The 17,035-nt window shown below is 44.1% G+C and carries 14 protein-coding genes; 8 read left to right on the top strand and 6 right to left on the bottom strand.

Going from position 1 to position 17,035, the window contains the following annotated elements; all coding sequences use genetic code 11:
* Positions 1-13 precede the first annotated feature (13 nt).
* Entirely contained in the window at positions 14-1,195 is a 1,182-nt protein-coding gene (locus tag AAC033_RS14880; RefSeq protein ID WP_339739511.1) for an ABC transporter permease, read from the bottom strand.
* Between the two features lie 419 nt (positions 1,196-1,614).
* Here AAC033_RS14880 and AAC033_RS14875 point away from each other — a divergent pair, with 419 nt between their 5' ends.
* The 8 genes from AAC033_RS14875 to AAC033_RS14840 all read left to right on the top strand — a co-directional run bounded on the left by AAC033_RS14875 (position 1,615) and on the right by AAC033_RS14840 (position 10,697).
* Positions 1,615-2,142, top strand: coding sequence for a hypothetical protein (locus tag AAC033_RS14875; protein ID WP_339739509.1), 528 nt, complete (start codon positions 1,615-1,617; stop codon positions 2,140-2,142).
* 63 nt (positions 2,143-2,205) lie between these two features.
* Positions 2,206-3,111 carry a tRNA (adenosine(37)-N6)-dimethylallyltransferase MiaA gene (miaA, locus tag AAC033_RS14870; RefSeq protein ID WP_339739507.1) on the top strand — a complete coding sequence of 302 codons (906 nt, stop codon included), beginning with the start codon at positions 2,206-2,208 and terminating at the stop codon, positions 3,109-3,111.
* The gene (locus AAC033_RS14865) at positions 3,108-3,569 is read left to right on the top strand and encodes an NUDIX domain-containing protein (RefSeq protein ID WP_339739505.1); all 462 of its coding nucleotides are present in this window, start codon (positions 3,108-3,110) and stop codon (positions 3,567-3,569) included. The genes miaA and AAC033_RS14865 overlap by 4 nt, the downstream gene beginning before the upstream one ends.
* A gap of 81 nt (positions 3,570-3,650) precedes the next feature.
* The gene (locus tag AAC033_RS14860; protein WP_339739503.1) at positions 3,651-4,790 is read left to right on the top strand and encodes a glycosyltransferase; all 1,140 of its coding nucleotides are present in this window, start codon (positions 3,651-3,653) and stop codon (positions 4,788-4,790) included.
* Positions 4,791-4,981: 191 nt separating this feature from the next.
* Positions 4,982-7,225, top strand: a complete 2,244-nt coding sequence (locus AAC033_RS14855) for a bifunctional (p)ppGpp synthetase/guanosine-3',5'-bis(diphosphate) 3'-pyrophosphohydrolase (RefSeq protein WP_339739501.1) — start codon at positions 4,982-4,984, stop codon at positions 7,223-7,225.
* Positions 7,226-7,292: 67 nt separating this feature from the next.
* On the top strand, positions 7,293-7,733 hold the full coding sequence (locus AAC033_RS14850) for a transcriptional repressor (RefSeq protein WP_339739499.1): 441 nt from the start codon (positions 7,293-7,295) through the stop codon (positions 7,731-7,733).
* 186 nt (positions 7,734-7,919) lie between these two features.
* Complete coding sequence (locus tag AAC033_RS14845) at positions 7,920-9,197, top strand: adenylosuccinate synthase (RefSeq protein WP_339739497.1); 1,278 nt, start codon at positions 7,920-7,922, stop codon at positions 9,195-9,197.
* A 366-nt stretch (positions 9,198-9,563) separates the two neighbouring features.
* Entirely contained in the window at positions 9,564-10,697 is a 1,134-nt protein-coding gene (locus AAC033_RS14840) for an alanine racemase (protein WP_339739495.1), read from the top strand.
* On the opposite strand, the gene AAC033_RS14835 is transcribed toward AAC033_RS14840, so the two are convergent.
* From AAC033_RS14835 to AAC033_RS14815, 5 genes are read right to left on the bottom strand one after another with little or no spacing between them, the layout of a single operon-like run.
* Positions 10,658-12,454, bottom strand: coding sequence for a prenyltransferase/squalene oxidase repeat-containing protein (locus tag AAC033_RS14835; protein WP_339739493.1), 1,797 nt, complete (start codon positions 12,452-12,454; stop codon positions 10,658-10,660). The genes AAC033_RS14840 and AAC033_RS14835 overlap by 40 nt on opposite strands.
* A gap of 39 nt (positions 12,455-12,493) precedes the next feature.
* Complete coding sequence (locus tag AAC033_RS14830; protein WP_339739491.1) at positions 12,494-13,324, bottom strand: hypothetical protein; 831 nt, start codon at positions 13,322-13,324, stop codon at positions 12,494-12,496.
* Between the two features lie 11 nt (positions 13,325-13,335).
* Positions 13,336-14,916: a polyprenyl synthetase family protein gene (locus tag AAC033_RS14825; protein WP_339739489.1), complete on the bottom strand. Its 1,581-nt coding sequence runs from the start codon at positions 14,914-14,916 to the stop codon at positions 13,336-13,338.
* On the bottom strand, positions 14,909-16,084 hold the full coding sequence (locus AAC033_RS14820; protein WP_339739487.1) for a radical SAM protein: 1,176 nt from the start codon (positions 16,082-16,084) through the stop codon (positions 14,909-14,911). Before AAC033_RS14820 ends, AAC033_RS14825 begins: the two co-directional genes overlap by 8 nt.
* 1 nt (position 16,085) lies before the next feature.
* Positions 16,086-16,856 (bottom strand): 4Fe-4S binding protein, encoded by a 771-nt coding sequence (locus AAC033_RS14815; RefSeq protein WP_339739485.1) that lies wholly within the window; start codon positions 16,854-16,856, stop codon positions 16,086-16,088.
* Positions 16,857-17,035: the final 179 nt, after the last annotated feature.

Raw genomic sequence — 17,035 nt, 5'->3', positions numbered from 1 at the left:
CAGGACTTTGGGGCTATTCGTGTCGCAGGCTTTCAATTGGGTCCATTCGTGCTGCTTTTTGGGCCGGGTAATAGCCCGAAGTCAGCCCCACGCCAAAACACACCACCACGCCGGTCAGAATCCACAGCCAGGGAACAATGAAGGAACTTCCGATGAGCACCGAAACAATATTTCCGACTAAAATTCCCAATACAATCCCCAAAGCACCTCCAATCTGGCCAATGACCACGGCTTCCATCAAAAATTGCTGACGGATTAGCGACGAATTTGCACCTATTGCTTTCCGGATTCCAATTTCCCGGGTCCGTTCAGTAACCGACACCAGCATAATATTCATCAACCCAACTGCAGCTCCAAACAAAGTAATCATTCCAATAATGGTGGCCACCAAAGTGATATTTTTAATATTGTTCAAAAGCATATTCACAAGGTTGTCACTTTTTTCGATATTGAAATCGGTTTCATCCACAGGGCTCAGGTTTCTGATCATCCGGAAAGTGCTTTCAGCCTCGCCAACGGCAGCATCAACAAGCTGGGTATTTTCCACTTTCACCTGTATATTGAAATTCATTTGCGGCCGTGAAAAATACGAACGCACATTCGAGTAAGGAAGCAGGCAAATCTCGTCGCCACCACCGCCAAACCCACCTCCCTTCGCCTTCAACGTCCCAATAACCAGGTAGCGTCCACCGCCAATACTAATTTCCTTTGCCACCGGGTCTTCATTTTTATCAAACAAACGCCTCACCAAGCCATCACCAAGAACCACAAGATTTGCTCCCGATACCAGATCAGCTCCTGAAAAATTCCGGCCTCTGTCAATTTCGAAGCCCGATGCAAGCAGGTAATTTTCATCCACTCCACGAACGGTTACATTCGGATTTGACTTTTCAGATCCATATTTAACAGTGGCTGTACCCGTAGCTGTTACCGAAACCGAAACCAAAGCCGGAAAGTCAAATTTCTCTTTAAATTCACGGGCCTGGTAATAATTAATATAAGCATGATTTTTTGTTCGGATCCGCTCGTTGCCTACCTGGACATTCATCCCTCGCGAAGTAATTGAAAACGTGTTGGCTCCCATGAAGGTAAACTCTTTGGTAATCGATGATTTAATGGAATCAATAGCCGTTAAAATACCTACCAATGCGGTAATTCCAACGGCAATAATCAACACGGTTAAAATTGTTCGCAACAAATTTGACCGGATTGACTGAAGTGATAGCTTCAGATTTTCGTATAGTAACCCACTGTTCTGCATCGTTCTTCGTTCGAGTGATAAAAGAATAACATGACAACCAAAAAACGTTTCAAGTTCAAAAATAATTTGCATTAAACCAACGAATCAATTCATGAAAAATCGAATTCGCGAATCAATTATTCATCGAATTCACGAAGCATCGGTTCAATTCATCACGAAACACGTGAGCTGCCAAAAATAAAAGGATGACACTAAGAACCGATTAGCCAACCGGTTAGAGGCGCCATTTTAGCAATTAATCTTTTTTAACATTTATTGCCTAACCTTTCCGAACCGATCGCCGTTATAAAAGCCTGTGTGCTTATAAAAACGTTCATATTCTGGAAATTAAAAATCACATTTAAAAAAATTGAATGGTATACCAGTTGAAAATAACCTCTATTGAGAACGCTGATTTTTTGCGAATAATTGAAATAGACGGCGAAAGAAGTTTTGCAGATTTACACTGGTGCATTCAACAATGTTGTGGCTACAGTTCCGATCAACTTGCGTCATTTTTTGTAGCTGGAGACAATTACGGAAAACAAACAGAAATTACTTTTTTAGACTTTGGTAGAACGAGTTCCCGAACCGAGATCATGGGAAAAACCAAACTACATAACATCCTCTCTGACAAAGGGCAGCGTTTGCTCTATGTATTTGATTTTTTTAATGACAGATCTTTTTATATTGAATTAACTAAAATTTACATGGAAAAGCATCTTCAAGAAAACAAAGTCACCTACAAACAAGGTGATGCCCCTGCTCAAGTCCTGGAAGAAGAATTACAGGGCCAGGGTCTCGAAATTCTCAATCAGGAGAACAGGTACCGCGATTATGGTGATTTAGATGATTATACCGAAATTTTTGGCGAAATGGAGGACTTAATCGAAGGGGACTAACTGGGGTTCCCTTCCCTTTTTTTTCCAAAACAACTACCTTTGCCCTTTCAACGAAAACAACACATGAAGAAAACCTTACTGGTCGTTCAGGGGCCTACCGGAATTGGAAAAAGTAACCTAAGTATTCAGCTTGCCAACCATTTTCAAACCGAAATAGTTTCGGCCGATTCAAGACAACTGTTCAAGGAGCTTTCAATTGGTACAGCTGTCCCAACTCCCGAAGAGTTGAAGCAAGTTTCACATCATCTGATCCACTCTCACTCCATTCTCGAAGACTATAATGCCAGCCGTTTCGAAACGGAAGCAGTCGGACTCATCAGCCGGCTTTTCAATAAACTCGACCTGTTGGTTATGACCGGAGGGTCCATGCTTTATGTTGATGCTGTTTGTAAAGGGATTGACTTCCAACCGGATGTTGATCCAGAAATTCGCGAAAGACTGATGCGCGATTTGGAAGAAAAGGGAATTGAACATCTGCGACTCCAGTTAAAACAGCTCGATGAAGCGTACTACCAGCAAGTCGATCTGAAAAACCCCAAACGACTGATCCGCGCACTTGAAGTTTGTCTGATGACCGGTAAACCGTACTCTTCATTCCGAACTGAAACAACAAAAAAACGTCCGTTCCAAATTCTCAAAATTGGTCTGAATATGGATCGGGAGCACTTGTATGAGCGAATTAACCAACGCGTGGACCAAATGATGCAGGCTGGGCTGGAGAATGAAGCCAGGAGCATCAGTCCACACAGGCATTTAAATTCGCTCAACACCGTTGGTTACAAAGAACTGTTTGCCTATTTTGACCATGAAATCAGCAGAGAGGAAGCAGTGGAGCTCATCAAGCGAAACACCCGCCGCTATGCCCGAAAACAATTAACATGGCTGAGAAAAGACGAGGCCATCCATTGGTTTGAACCTCACCAGCGAAGCGAAATTATTGATTTTATTGAGCAAAATTTGAACCAATGAATCAGGCACCACCCACCAAATTCACCATTCGCGTGTATGGCATTTTTACCAACGATCAAAATGAGATCCTGATAACCGATGAGTTTCAGCTCAACACCCAAATGACGAAGTTTCCCGGTGGGGGCTTGCATTTTGGCGAAGGAACAATCGATTGTTTGAAGCGGGAGATGCGCGAAGAGTGCCAACAGGAAATCGAATGCATCAAGCATTTTTACACCACAGACTTCTATCAAAAAGCGCTATTCTACGACGATCATCAACTCCTTAGTATTTACTATACTGCAAAGCTGAAGCCCCCGGTCAATTTCAGAATATCGACCGAGCCTTTTGATTTTAAAGTCATGGAAAACGGCAACCAGTCGTTCAGATGGGTGAAACTGAAAACACTCAATCCTGACGAATTAACCTTCCCAATTGATAAACTTGTTGCAAAATTGCTGAAAAGAACTGAAATTTAGCGTCCCGTACATCAATACTGATGCTAAAGGTTTCCATCAGTCAAATAGAAGAAGGGCAAATCGACTAATTCCCGGCGACAAATGACAAAAAACATTAAAATAATCGGCCCGGCTTACCCGTTTCGCGGCGGACTGGCTTCATACAACGAGCGACTCGCGCAGGAGTTTCAAAACCAAGGGCATCGGGTTGAAATTGAAACATTTACCATTCAATACCCCGGCATACTTTTCCCAGGAAAATCGCAATATGTTGACGGGAAAGCACCGGAGCACCTCAAAATCAAGCGAACCGTCAATTCAATCAATCCCCTCAACTGGCTGAGAATAGGAACCCGCATCCGTCGGGAAAAACCGGACTTGCTAATGGTTCGTTACTGGTTGCCATTTATGGCGCCGGCTTTAGGTACCATCTGCCGCATCGTTCGAAAAAACAAACACACCAAAGTTATTTGTCTGGCCGACAACATCGTTCCACATGAAAAGAGGCCCGGCGATCATTTGCTTACCGCCTATTTTATGAAAAGTATTGACGGCATGGTGGCCATGTCGCAGTCCGTGCTCAACGACATTAACCGCTTTAACCCCAGGTTGCCCAGAGCGCTTTGCCCACACCCGCTGTTCGACAATTTTGGAGAGCGAATAGAACAGTCAAAAGCAAAAAAACTGCTTCATCTGGAACTGGAAACCAGTTACCTGCTTTTCTTTGGGTTTATTCGCGATTACAAAGGATTGGACATTCTGCTAAAAGCCTTTGCCGACCAACGACTAACAGAACGTCCGGTAAAACTGATTATCGCCGGCGAGTTTTATACCAAACCTGACCCTTATCTGAAGTTACTTGCCGACTTAAATTTAAACGAGCGTGTCATTTTACACACCGATTTTATTCCGAATGAAAAGGTGAACCAGTACTTTAGTGCAGCCGACTTGGTTGTGCAACCATACAAAAGCGCAACCCAAAGCGGTGTCACTCAAATTGGATATCATTTCGAAAAAGCCATGCTCGTGACCAATGTTGGCGGCCTTTCCGAAATTATTCCAGATCAGAAAATTGGCTATGTGGTCGAACCAAACGAAGAAGCCATTGCCGATGCCATCTTCGATTTCTATCAGAACAAGCGTCAAATCGTTTTTGAGCAAAACATCAAGGAAGAAAAAAAGAAGTTTTCGTGGGAAAACATGGTCGACGCATTTTTAACGGTTTACAACGAGATCAAATAGTCGGTTTGAATTTGTATTCTTTAGAAAACGATAACCTTGCTGACTGAACAAATACAGGAACTTATTGCTTTCATTAAAGATGAGTAAAATCTGGTTGTTTCGGGAATTCGCCCAATCCGATTTTTATAAGAAATAGACTATATTTACCCTTTGCAAATTGAAAAGGCATCATTACTTGTTGCATGACGGAGATGAATAAATTACAGACAAAAGCAGAACAGCGATTAATCGCTGACTATTACGATAATTTGACCAGTACGTTTGACCAGCGAATTAGCCAGGATGGACGCGAGCGTATTCAGAAAGCTTTTGAATTTGCAAACAGTGCTCATGCCGGCGTCAAACGGAAGTCTGGCGAACCTTACATCATCCATCCGCTGGCCGTTGCACACATTGTTTCCAGTGAAATGGGACTGGGGGCAACGTCAATCATCTCTGCGATTCTGCACGATGTTGTTGAAGACACCGACTACAATCTGGACGATATTCAAAACCTGTTTGGTGAAAAAGTCTGCAAAGTTGTTGACGGACTGACTAAACTATCGGATGAAATCACCGCCCAGCATGATTCAAAACAAGCCACCAATTTTCGAAAAATGCTGATGACCCTTTCGGATGATGTCCGGGTGATCCTGATTAAGCTGGCTGACCGACTTCACAACATGCGTACACTCGACAGCATGCCGCTTCCCAAGCAACTGAAAATTGCTGCTGAAACGCTCTATATTTTTGCTCCATTGGCTCACCGCCTGGGTTTGTACTCCATAAAAACGGAGCTGGAAGATCTCAGTTTAAAATACAAACAGCCGGAAACCTACAACCAGATTGTTTTTCGCCTTCACAGCCAACGCGAGCGACGAGAATCCATGATTGACATATTTGTTAAGCCAATTCAGGAACAACTGGAAAGCGAAGGAATTGAGTTTACAGTCTCCGGCCGGTTAAAATCCATTTATTCCATTTGGAATAAAATGCAAACCAAAGGGGTGTCATTCGACGAAGTATATGACTTAATGGCCATTCGAATTGTATTTAAACCAAAAGCAAACGTATCGGAAAAGCGGCAATGTTTTGATATTCTTTCGCTAATTACTGATATTTACAAACCCAAGCCCGACCGGATTCGTGACTGGATAACCATTCCCAAGGCCAATGGTTACGAAGCGCTTCATGTTACCGTGATGAGCCCCCAGGGAAAATGGGTGGAAGTACAAATCAGAACTGAGCGAATGGATGAAATCGCTGAACGTGGTTTTGCAGCCCATTACAACTACAAATACAAAGGTATCCAGTCGCCCGAAACGGAACTCGACAAATGGCTCGAAAAGATCAGGGAAATGCTTCAAAATCCCGAGTCAGATGCCATGGAGTTTCTGGATGAATTTAAAATGAATTTATTCTCCTCAGAAATTGTCATTTTCACCCCGAAGGGCGATATGATTAACCTACCCAAAGGGGCTACCGTAATCGATTTTGCCTACGAAATTCATACCGACCTTGGGAATCATTGCATCGGTGCAAAAATCAACCATAAGCTGGTGCCGGTCAGTTATGTCCTGCAAAGCGGTGACCAAGTTGAATTGCTGACGTCAAAAACGCAAAGCCCGGATCTATCGTGGCTACAGTTTATGACAACTGCCAGAGCAAAATCGAAGGTCAAGCAAGCATTCAAACTGGATAAAAAAATGCACCTTGAGAAAGGACGTGAGATCATTGAAAACAAGCTCAAAGAACACAAAATAAAACCATCATCTGACACTTTAAAAAAATTAACATCACACTACAATCTCTCGAACAAAGACCAATTGTATGCTCATGTTGGTATGGGATTCATTCAAATTGATGATTTGGAAAGTATCTTGAAGTCGCGACGCGAAAACAAACTAGCTAAATATTGGAAGCTTTCCTTTGGAAAAAACAAGGAAGAAGAAAGCGAGTTGGAGCTCGAACTTCCAAAAACACAGATTAACAAAAAAAATACCTTCTTATTGAAAGAAGATCCCGATGAGACCAACTATACGCTGGCTAAGTGTTGCCAGCCCATTCCCGGAGATAATGTGCTGGGGTACATGACCTCAAACAATCATGTGATTATCCATAAGCGCAATTGCCCGGAAGCCAATAAACTAATGTCGCAACAAGGTGACCGGATTATCACCGCCGAATGGACAAATTTTAAAAAACGCTCCTACCTTACCCGTATCAAAATCAACGGATTCGATCGCGTTGGAATTGTCAGCGAGGTTACCAACATCATCTCGAAACAAAACAACATCAACATGCGAACGGTCCTGTTCGACACCCACGATGGCATTTTTGAGGGTGACCTGTTTATCTACATTCACAACCTCGATGACTTGAATAAATTAATTTCCCGATTAATGAAAATCAAGGGAATAGACACCATTGAGCGCATTGAAAAAATCGAGAATTAGTTTTTATTTAGTCTAAACAATGCTTATTTTTTACTATTTTTGAGCTCTATTTTAAATTGGTTTAAATATGAATAACCATAAGACGAAAGATACTGTGAAAAACATGTTCACAGAATACTTGGAAAAAAATGGGCATAGGAAAACGCCGGAACGATTCGCCATACTCGACGAAATCTATTCGCGTGAAGGGCATTTCGATATTGAATCGCTTTATATTTCAATGAAAAATAAAAATTACCGGGTAAGCAGGGCAACACTATATAACACCATCGATTTGTTACTGGAGTGTAAACTTGTGGTTAAACATCAGTTTGGAAAAAACATTGCCCAATTCGAAAAAGCCTTTGCCACTTTGCAGCACGACCACTTGATTGACACCACCAGTGGCGTTGTAAAAGAGTTCTACGATCCTCGTATTCGCGAAATCATTGAAGAAGCCTGTTTAAAATTTAATTTCAAGCTTTCCCACCACACCTTATACATTTATGGAAAAAGCATTGAACCTTAACTTGTTTTATACTCATTATAAATAACAACCTCTGGTGAAACAGAGGTTTTTTTGTGCCCGAATGAAAAAATAATTCTTAATTTTATTCGCCAAATAATTTTCATTTCGGCACCGTAGAAGGCAATCTCTCTAATAGATTCAATTTCTGCGGTTTAATTATGCTTGAAAATTTGTAAACCAAATAGAATGAAAGTAGATGTTATTTTAGGTCTCCAATGGGGAGATGAAGGAAAAGGAAAAATTGTTGACGTCTTAACCCCAAAATATGATGCCATATCGCGGTTTCAAGGCGGTCCCAATGCCGGCCACACCTTGGAAATCGACAACTTCAAACACGTATTGCACTCCATTCCCTCAGGAATTTTTCACGAAAATAAAGTGAACCTAATCGGAAATGGGGTTGTCTTGGATCCTTTAGTTTTCAAAAAAGAAATCGAGTCATTAAAAAAGCACGGTCTTAACCTACGCAAAAACCTTTATATTTCGAAGAAAGCCCATTTAATTCTACCAACTCACAAATTATTGGATGCTGCTTCGGAAACTGCAAAAGGTGATACTAAAATTGGTTCAACGCTGAAAGGAATAGGCCCAACTTACAAGGACAAAATTGGCCGTGACGGATTGCGTGTTGGCGATTTGGGTGAGGGGTTTGAGCAGAAATATGCCGAACGGACCAACGCACACAAAGAACTGCTCGAGAAGTTCTTTCAGTTCGACTATCAGGAACTGCTCGCTGAAGTAGAAAAAGACTGGTTTGAAGGAATTGAAGTATTGAAAGAATTTACCTTTGTCGACAGCGAGCACATGGTAAACGACCTGCTATTGGAAGGCAAATCGGTGTTGGCAGAAGGAGCTCAGGGCACCCTGCTCGACATTGACTTTGGGTCTTACCCTTTTGTCACTTCGTCGAACACCATTTCAGCCGGAGCTTGCACCGGATTAGGAATCGCCCCTCAAAAAATTGGTCGGGTTTTCGGGATTTTCAAAGCCTATTGCACACGCGTAGGAATGGGACCTTTCCCAACGGAACTTCACGATGAAACCGGACAGAAATTACGTGATGCAGGAAACGAGTACGGATCGACTACCGGACGTCCACGCCGCTGTGGCTGGCTGGATTTGGTAGCTTTAAAATATTCGATCATGATCAACGGCGTAACAGAGCTGTTTATGATGAAGGGGGATGTTTTGGATGATTTTGATACGATAAAAGTATGCGTGGGCTATGAAATTGACGGAGAAGTGGTTGACAAGTTTCCGTTTGAACTTGACGACAAGGTGAAACCAATTTACGTAGAGCTTCCGGGCTGGAACACCGACTTGTCCAAAATGGCCCATCAAAATGAGTTTCCGGAGGAGTTGAATAACTACATCAATTTCATTGAAGACGAGACCGGACTTCCAATTACCATTACATCTGTTGGTCCCAACCGGTCGCAAACCATCCTTACCGGAAAAGAATAGCAGGCTTAATCCATAAAATAACGAAGAAGAGCCTCACTGTGGGGCTCTTTTTGCTTGTTTTCACCAGCAATTCTTTCTAAAGTTCAGTTAAAATATTACTTTTAGCAGACTTATTTCATATTAATCAACGATACTGTCGCAAAAATCCTGACTAATCGATTTTTTTAGTGCGTGAAAAAATTGAGGGATTAGTGCCCAGAGTTCGAATTAGGCAGGTCTACATGCGACTGAAATAAGCCATTGCGATTTGAAAATAAGATAATTAAGGCCCATTTGGTTTTATTATCTGAAGGACGTTCGAAAATTTTTCTACGAGAGAGAAGTTTTGGAAAGCAGTTTACTGAAACCAAAAATGAATGAACGTTTATGGATATTGTGCGCCCGACTCTAATCCTCGATAAAGAGGTCTGTCTTCGAAACATTGAAAGAATGGCTGAAAAAGCAAAGACAAAAAATTTGCTGTTCAGGCCTCATTTTAAAACCCACCAATCCGCAACCGTGGGAGAATGGTTTCGTGATGCCGGCATTACGGCCATTACGGTATCGTCCGTTCAAATGGCCAGTTATTTTGCTAAACACGGATGGAACGACATCACGATCGCAATTCCGGTTAACGTCCTTGAAATTAACCAGATCAATTCTTTGGCTAAAAAAATAAAACTTAACCTGTTGGTTGAGAATAAGGATGCTCTGACCCATTTATCCAAGTTCATCAAATCTCCCGTTGGTTTATTTATTGAGATTGACACTGGTCATAACCGTACAGGAATCATGGCCAGCAAAACGAACCAAATTGATAATTTGCTTGAGATCATCAAACAAAATCCGGCCATTCAATTCAAAGGATTTCTAACCCACGCCGGCCACACCTACAAAGCGAAAACCCGGCACGAAATCTACAACTTTCATTTTGACGCCCTGCTGAAGATGCGTTCGCTCAAAAGCCGGTATAAAAAAGATTGGCCCGACCTGATTGTTTCAATGGGTGATACCCCATCGCAAAGCATTTGCGAAAACTTTGACGGAGTGGACGAAATACGCCCCGGCAACTTTGTCTTTTACGACCTGATGCAACTCAAACTGGGCAGTTGTAATTTTGAAGATATTGCTATTCGGTTGGTGTGTCCCGTAATCGCCAAGCATGGCTCACGTAACGAAGTTACGATTTATGGAGGAGCAATTCACATCTCCAAAGATTCCATCATCAACATTGACGGGAAAAGTCTCTACGGTCAGATTGTCATCCGTCAGGGGAATGAAAAGATTCTGTTGGACGAAAAAAATTACCTGTGTGACATGTCCCAGGAAAATGGCATTCTGAAAATAACGTATAAGGATTTTCACCTGATTAATGTGGGCGACTTGGTTGAAATAATTCCAGTACACAGCTGCCTCACAGCAAATTTAATGGGAAGCTATTACACGACGGAAGGAGAACACTTATCAATGATCCCCAAAGATCAGGAACATTCCAGCTCCCGGGTCAAAGCTTCCAAATAGCTTGTTATCGGATACAGTTTTTCATCGTACCAAAGCGATGCAAAATACAGTCCAATGGGCGATGCTTTCAAACCGTTTTGCTGGTAGTTTCTATCCAGCCAACTGAATGCGGAAAGACAAACTTCGTCGTACGCTTTGCCTGCGAGTGCAGAAATTGCCAAAGCGGTTTCCTCAGTTGTTCCTGATATCGCTTTTCCACCCCCCCAGCTACCATCGTCATTCTGGACGTTCAGTAAAAACTGTTCACCGAACTGAATCAAATCCTTAACGTTCTCCCTGATCAACAAATCAAGCCACCCATGCGACAAGACATCATTCAAATAAGTCAGTACTTTGGCGGTTCCATAAACAGGATTAGTGTGATCAACGGCGTGCTGGTTGCCAAACCACAAAGGAAGCCAGCTCCCATCTTGCCGTTGATACTTCTGCAGGTAACTGAGCATCCGCAGAAAAGCCTTCCGGTACTGTTTGAGAACGTTCAGGCTTAACTCGCCGTCGTAAGCATTCAGGCAGGCCGAAAAAGCTAACAAACTATGTCCGGTCAAATCTGCACAACTTTGGTCAAAAGGCAGTTTTCCCCACCCTTTGGAGAAAGTTGGAACGCCGCCATCGCTATTTTGCAGCTTCAACAACCAATCGCATCCCGCCAAGACCACGTCCTTCACCTCTTCTTTAGGTTGAAGTAGGAGCAAAGCCAAAATCACACCTGGTGTATCATCGCCATCAGGTACCGAACCACTGTGATTGGTCCAACCCCAACCGCCCCGCTGGCTTCCGTTGAACGGATGGATAGTTCGATTTTGAGTTTTTTTCAAATGTTCAGCCAAACGTGTTTGCATTTCCGGAGTCAGTACTTCGTCCTTTTTCGTCCGGAAGGCTTTTACAGCTAACGTTGTTACCCAGGTTGACAAATTGATATCAATCGGCCAGCTTCCGTCAGCGCGTTGGGTTTTCTTTAAAAATCGAATGCCTTGTTCAACCACTTTCAGCTCACGGTAGCTGGCTTCAATCAAGCTCAAGACCACGAAGGCGGTGAGCGGAATGGCTTCCAGAAAACCACCACTCGCGGGCATCAGCTTATGTAACAAGGCCAAAGCCGGTTTAATCGACCACTTTCGGACCAGACGTCCAAAAGCACTTGATGGTTTCTTGGTAAAAACCACGATACCAACGGCAATCAAAGCCGGGATGGCATAGCTAACCACACTTAAGTTTAGCATCCTGTAGAATTTGCGTGGCAACAAAGCCAATTCAAAAGGCAACTGCGGAATGTGCCGGAACGCTTCACCCCCGGGCACACCACATAATCCGCATAGAGTCAGGATTGGAACCGAAAAGGTATAATCTTTCTGATAATGATTAAGAATGATTTTCGCAACCTGGGCAGAGTGAACATCGATATTTTGTGAAGCCAGATAAGCTGCGATCTTCGTTTGCAACCGGGCGGTTGACTGATCTTTTTGGGCATACAGGTTGGTGGCAGCATAAACCAGCAGACTGGTGCTCACATTACCCGGACTTTCGGGAGTATCTCCAAAACTGCCATCGATATTCACATTTGATTGTAGCCATCTCAAACCTTTTTGGATTTCCGCTTGGTGCGCTTTCGGATCGTGAAAGTGTAAGGCCGCAACAGCGACTGCCACTCCCAGCGCGCTCGAAGAAAGCTCACCCGTCCAAAACCCCTGCGGATTCATTTCGTCAAGCAGAAGTTTTGAAAGTTCATGAAAACGGCTTTGTAAATCTTGCTTTGTCAATGATATATTCTTTAGTTGATCACAAACGATTCTTCTAATTTAGTCATCCGCCAGGCAACCCAAAGCCAGCAAACCATAAAAGGTATATTCCAAATCGCGGGTGGCATCGCCATCGCCCGATAAAAAAGCGCCCTGATCAAAGTTTTGCTCAATAAACTTAAAACAAGTTGGAGCGATCAGTCGCAGATCGAACCCGGTTTTCTGCAAGGCAAATAATGACACGCCCATCGACAGCATGTCGCCGGTTTCAACTTGTTCAAAACTTCTAAATCCAATCCCTTCATTAAAATAGCCAACTAGCTGCTGCTGCATCTTCTCCGTCTTCAAGCCTACTTCATCACGTGCTACTGTCAACGCGGCAACCAGGCTGGCCGGTGAACCTACAGGCGGCTTATACCAGCGCAACAGCATCCGAACAAAAAGATAGAGCCAACGTTTTTTGCCATAGCGGGCGTCGAAAACCAGTAAAAACAAAAAAAGCTGGTATGAAAAGTTAATCGGGTGATCACGCCTAAACAATTCCCTGAAAAACGTGAACGGCCCTTCTTTCTTCTGGGAAAAAGCTTGTTGAATTAACATCCCGGCAAAGCGGTCAACCGGGTTGGTTTCGGCCTTCCGGTCCCGGACAAAATCATTTAAACGATTCAATTCAGCACCCAGATTTAAAGCCGATGCAAGCCAGAACCCAAACAACGAATAATACAAATCCGGTTGCTCGCCTCGATCCATAAAACCACCGCTGCGGTGCTGCCTGCCAACAACAAATCGCATGATTTCCTGTCGACATGCCTCATCAAGCAGATGCAGCCCGGCTTGCAAGCGAAGAATAAATTGCCGGTAAATTGGACTATGGTTTCTATCGGGACTCATAATTGATGCGATCAGAAAATTTTCCCCATCACGCCGTATAAGCTGAGCTTCAACTTTAGATTCTGCAATTGATCAAGCTCTTTGTAACATTTATTAACATAGAGGTTCAAGAATGCCTCAGCATGCCGATCAACCTGCTCATCAATAATCATCTGACGCAACTGGATAGAGTCCATTTTTTCAAGCTCGGCCATCCTTGCCTGGTGCCCGTTTTCAGAATACCGTTCGTTTAACAGAGCCATCAAAAAGGGGAAATGCTGCATTTGTCCCAGCGAGTCTTCCTCGTGGAATTCATTCAAATCATCCCGAATTTGGTAGGCGATTCCAAACCAGTCAGAGAAAGTTTCCAGGCGATTCAACTCCGCTTCAGAGGCTTTGCCATGAATCGCGCCAAGCAACAAAGCAACTTTCACAGCTTCCCCGGTTTTCTGGGTGAAAATTTTCAACAGCTGATCCACTCCCATGGAACGAAAATCACTGCCTAGCATCAAATCTGCCCCCTGACCAGTTGCCAGGTTTACGTGTGATGAAGAAACGACACGCAATGACTCAGCTAAAAGTTTTGGTTGAACCGGCAGATTGGCGAGCAGTTGATATCCTTTTCCGATCAGGTAATCGCCCACATTGATGGCCACCGGAATGCCGTTCGTCTTATGCAGGGTTTCCTGGTCATACCGAAAATCATCGCCGTCTTCAATATCATCGTGGATGAGCGAAGCTTTGTGAAAACATTCAATAATGATTGCCAAGGCCATTTGTATTTCCTCGCGAACTTCCGCTGAATAAGAGCGATAAGCCAGCACCGTCAACAAGGGGCGGATCCTTTGTCCTCCCATCACCAGCATGCGTTTGGCCAGTTTCTCAGTCACATCATGGGCACGGAAAAAATCTTGCAAGGCAAATTCTGTAAAATAATCCTGTACCTGATCTTTCAGCGAAGAAACCGAAAGCGGTTGTTTCTCCGGATTCGGCTTCAACTGGTGCATTTCTTCAAACAGCCAGCCATAATCGACATTCGTATTTTCGCAACCATCGTACAACAGTGGCAGCCCCAAAACCGGAACGGCAGAACGAGAAACAGGCTCGAACGAACGCTGCAGTACCGGCATGCAACTCACACCGATCACCGCGTCAATCGCTCCCTCCTCAACCAAGCCAACGGCTACGGTTGTACCTTCGGCAACCAGCGTGGTGTACCCCAAAGCTTCAGCTTTGTTGAGTACCGAATCAATCTGGCAGCCTTTACAGCTGGCACAAATCAGTCCCAGCGAATCCATTTCTGCCTGGCAGCTCAGCGTATTTTTCAGGCATTGGGGCAACAAGAGTAAACGACGATCAAAAGGTGTGGCCGCCACCACCTCACGCCAAATTTCATTGCCGCAAAGTACAATGGCAAAATCCAGGTAGTCAGCTTCGGCTCCAAGGTTTTGAATAACCTCCGATGCCAATTCCTCCAGACGGTCAAAATCAGCAGGCGGTACGATATGTTTCTCCGCGACCAGCCGAACGGCTTCCTTACGAAGCGTATTGCGCAACCTGACATCCGTCGGTACTTTTAAAAGTCGTTGTGTTTTAATCATCTTCTTATCCATAAGCGCCCAATCCAAAGAAAGCGCGTTTTTTCGCAAATTTATAAGCCCAGCTTTTTTCGGGAATGGGCTTGCCCGAACCATGACTGCAAACGCTCTCCATCGCCCGCAAGCGTACAGCTTCGTTATCCCTTCCCGAGGTGTCTGTAGCTTCGTATTTTTCAACAAAATCAACCAGCCACTGCGGATCTTCCATGATAATGCAGCCCGATGTTTTCTTCGGAATTTCCACTTTTATATTTCTCAGAAAAGCAGAGGTGCGATAAATTTCCTCCAAAGGTTTATCGCCAACCCGGTCAGTGGCAAACTGAATCACCGGGCAAGGCTCAATGTAGCCAGACGCATTAATGTGGTGGCTCAAGCCACTGGCTGCGGGACAGAGCCCTTGTCCTTCGCCATCCCAGTAAGCATCAATAATGGCCAGATCATATTTCGTGCGCGCTTCCACCATGTGAATGCGCAGTTGTTCAATTTCTTCACGGCTCAGGCTCAGTTCAACCGTGGCATTTTCGCCCACCGGCCGGTAAATGTAATACCACAGGTAAGTGACACCTTTCTCAATCAATGAGTGAATAAAATCAGGCGACATGGCCAGCTCCAGGTTCGACCTGCAAACGCTCATGGCCACCCCGGTAACCAAGCCTGCATGGGTCGCGTGGTCAATCGCTTCGTGGGTTCGCTGCCATACATCTTTCCCGCCACGGCGAACGTCCGCCACAACTTCATCGCCTTCAAAGCTGATTAAAGGCGTAACATTGGCGCACTTCCGAAGCTTCTCCGCTACTTCGGGTGTCAATAGGGTGCCGTTGGTAAACAACTGGAAATAGCAGTCGGAATGTTTTTCGAACACATCGAAAAGCGGTTTGTAAAGCAACGGCTCTCCGCCCAGAATCCCAAAAAAGTATGAGCCCTGCGCTTTGGTTTCGGTAATGATCTGATCGAGCTGTTCGGCCGACATCCGGCTGTTCTTTTTCTTGCCCATCACCCAGCATCCCTGGCAATTCAGGTTACAATCGTCGGTGACCGAAATGAAGTGGAAGGCTGGAAAAAATTCACCCTTCTTTAGCCGTTTCTGAAAGCGGTTGAAACTGAGCGCACCTTTGATTCCCAAGTTATAAATAAATTTATAGAGACACCGTTTGTCGGTTCTAAACAGTAATTGTTTCAGCATGTTATTTTGGTTTTTGCGCCCCTTGTTTAAATTCTTCCAATGCTTTTCGTCGTTCTTCTTCGGCCATTTGCACCACACCTTGTCTGAAAATATTCTTTCGTGTCTGGTTGCGCTCATTCAGCAAAACAAACAAGCCCTCCTTTTTTCCGGCAGGCTGTGCCGACTTTTCTCCGGGTATGGCACCTGCCAGTACTGAATTTTCCGCCAAACGCGGGAACATAATAGCTGAGCTTGGACAAGTCCGCCCGCAAGCCGGGCAATTATTCTTACAAGCCAGTGGATTCACGACCGTCAAGCTCTTTTTATCGTAAGCGTAAACCCCAAACATGCAAAAGCGGGCACATTGTCCGCAAAGGGTGCAAAGCGATTGGTCGATCACCGGAAACCAAGCCGGCACATCAAGTTCGCTAACCTGCACCTGGTAGCAGGCCTCGCCGGATTTCAACTGATAAGTATTGCTTAGTTTTTCCAGAATTCGTTCTGTAGAAAGCTCCTTGAAATTCAGCATCTCAAACCCTCCAAGGTCAATCCCGGCTTGCCGAAGCATATTTTCAACAGCCCTTGGATAACAAGCCACCACCAACTTTCTGTCATATCGTTGGCCAAGGGTTTGCAGCACATCTTTTTCATGTACCGAAAGGGCACACAAGTCGCGTAACTCATACACATCGGTATCCAACTGTTGAAAAGCATTGGCCAGTTGGTCTGTCTTCTCACGGGAAACTACATCAGCTCCACATCGACAAAAAAGAATACAGGTACTATTACTCATCCAGGGTTTCAGATTTAATTAGCTAAATAAATTAAAATCTGCTCAATTGAGAAATTCATGCTGTACTTCTACGGCAGCATTAACAAGTTTTTACAAATAGTGTGATGGAGAATTAAAAACGCCCATCACAAATTCGCGAAACATCGATAGTCCCAAGGATTTGAAGGACGAGAAAAACA

It is taken from the genome of uncultured Sunxiuqinia sp., assembly GCF_963974515.1.
In the GTDB taxonomy this organism is placed as follows: domain Bacteria; phylum Bacteroidota; class Bacteroidia; order Bacteroidales; family Prolixibacteraceae; genus Sunxiuqinia.
The sequence above is the reverse complement of the archived record's forward strand: the minus strand, read 5'-3'. Positions and strand labels throughout refer to the sequence as shown.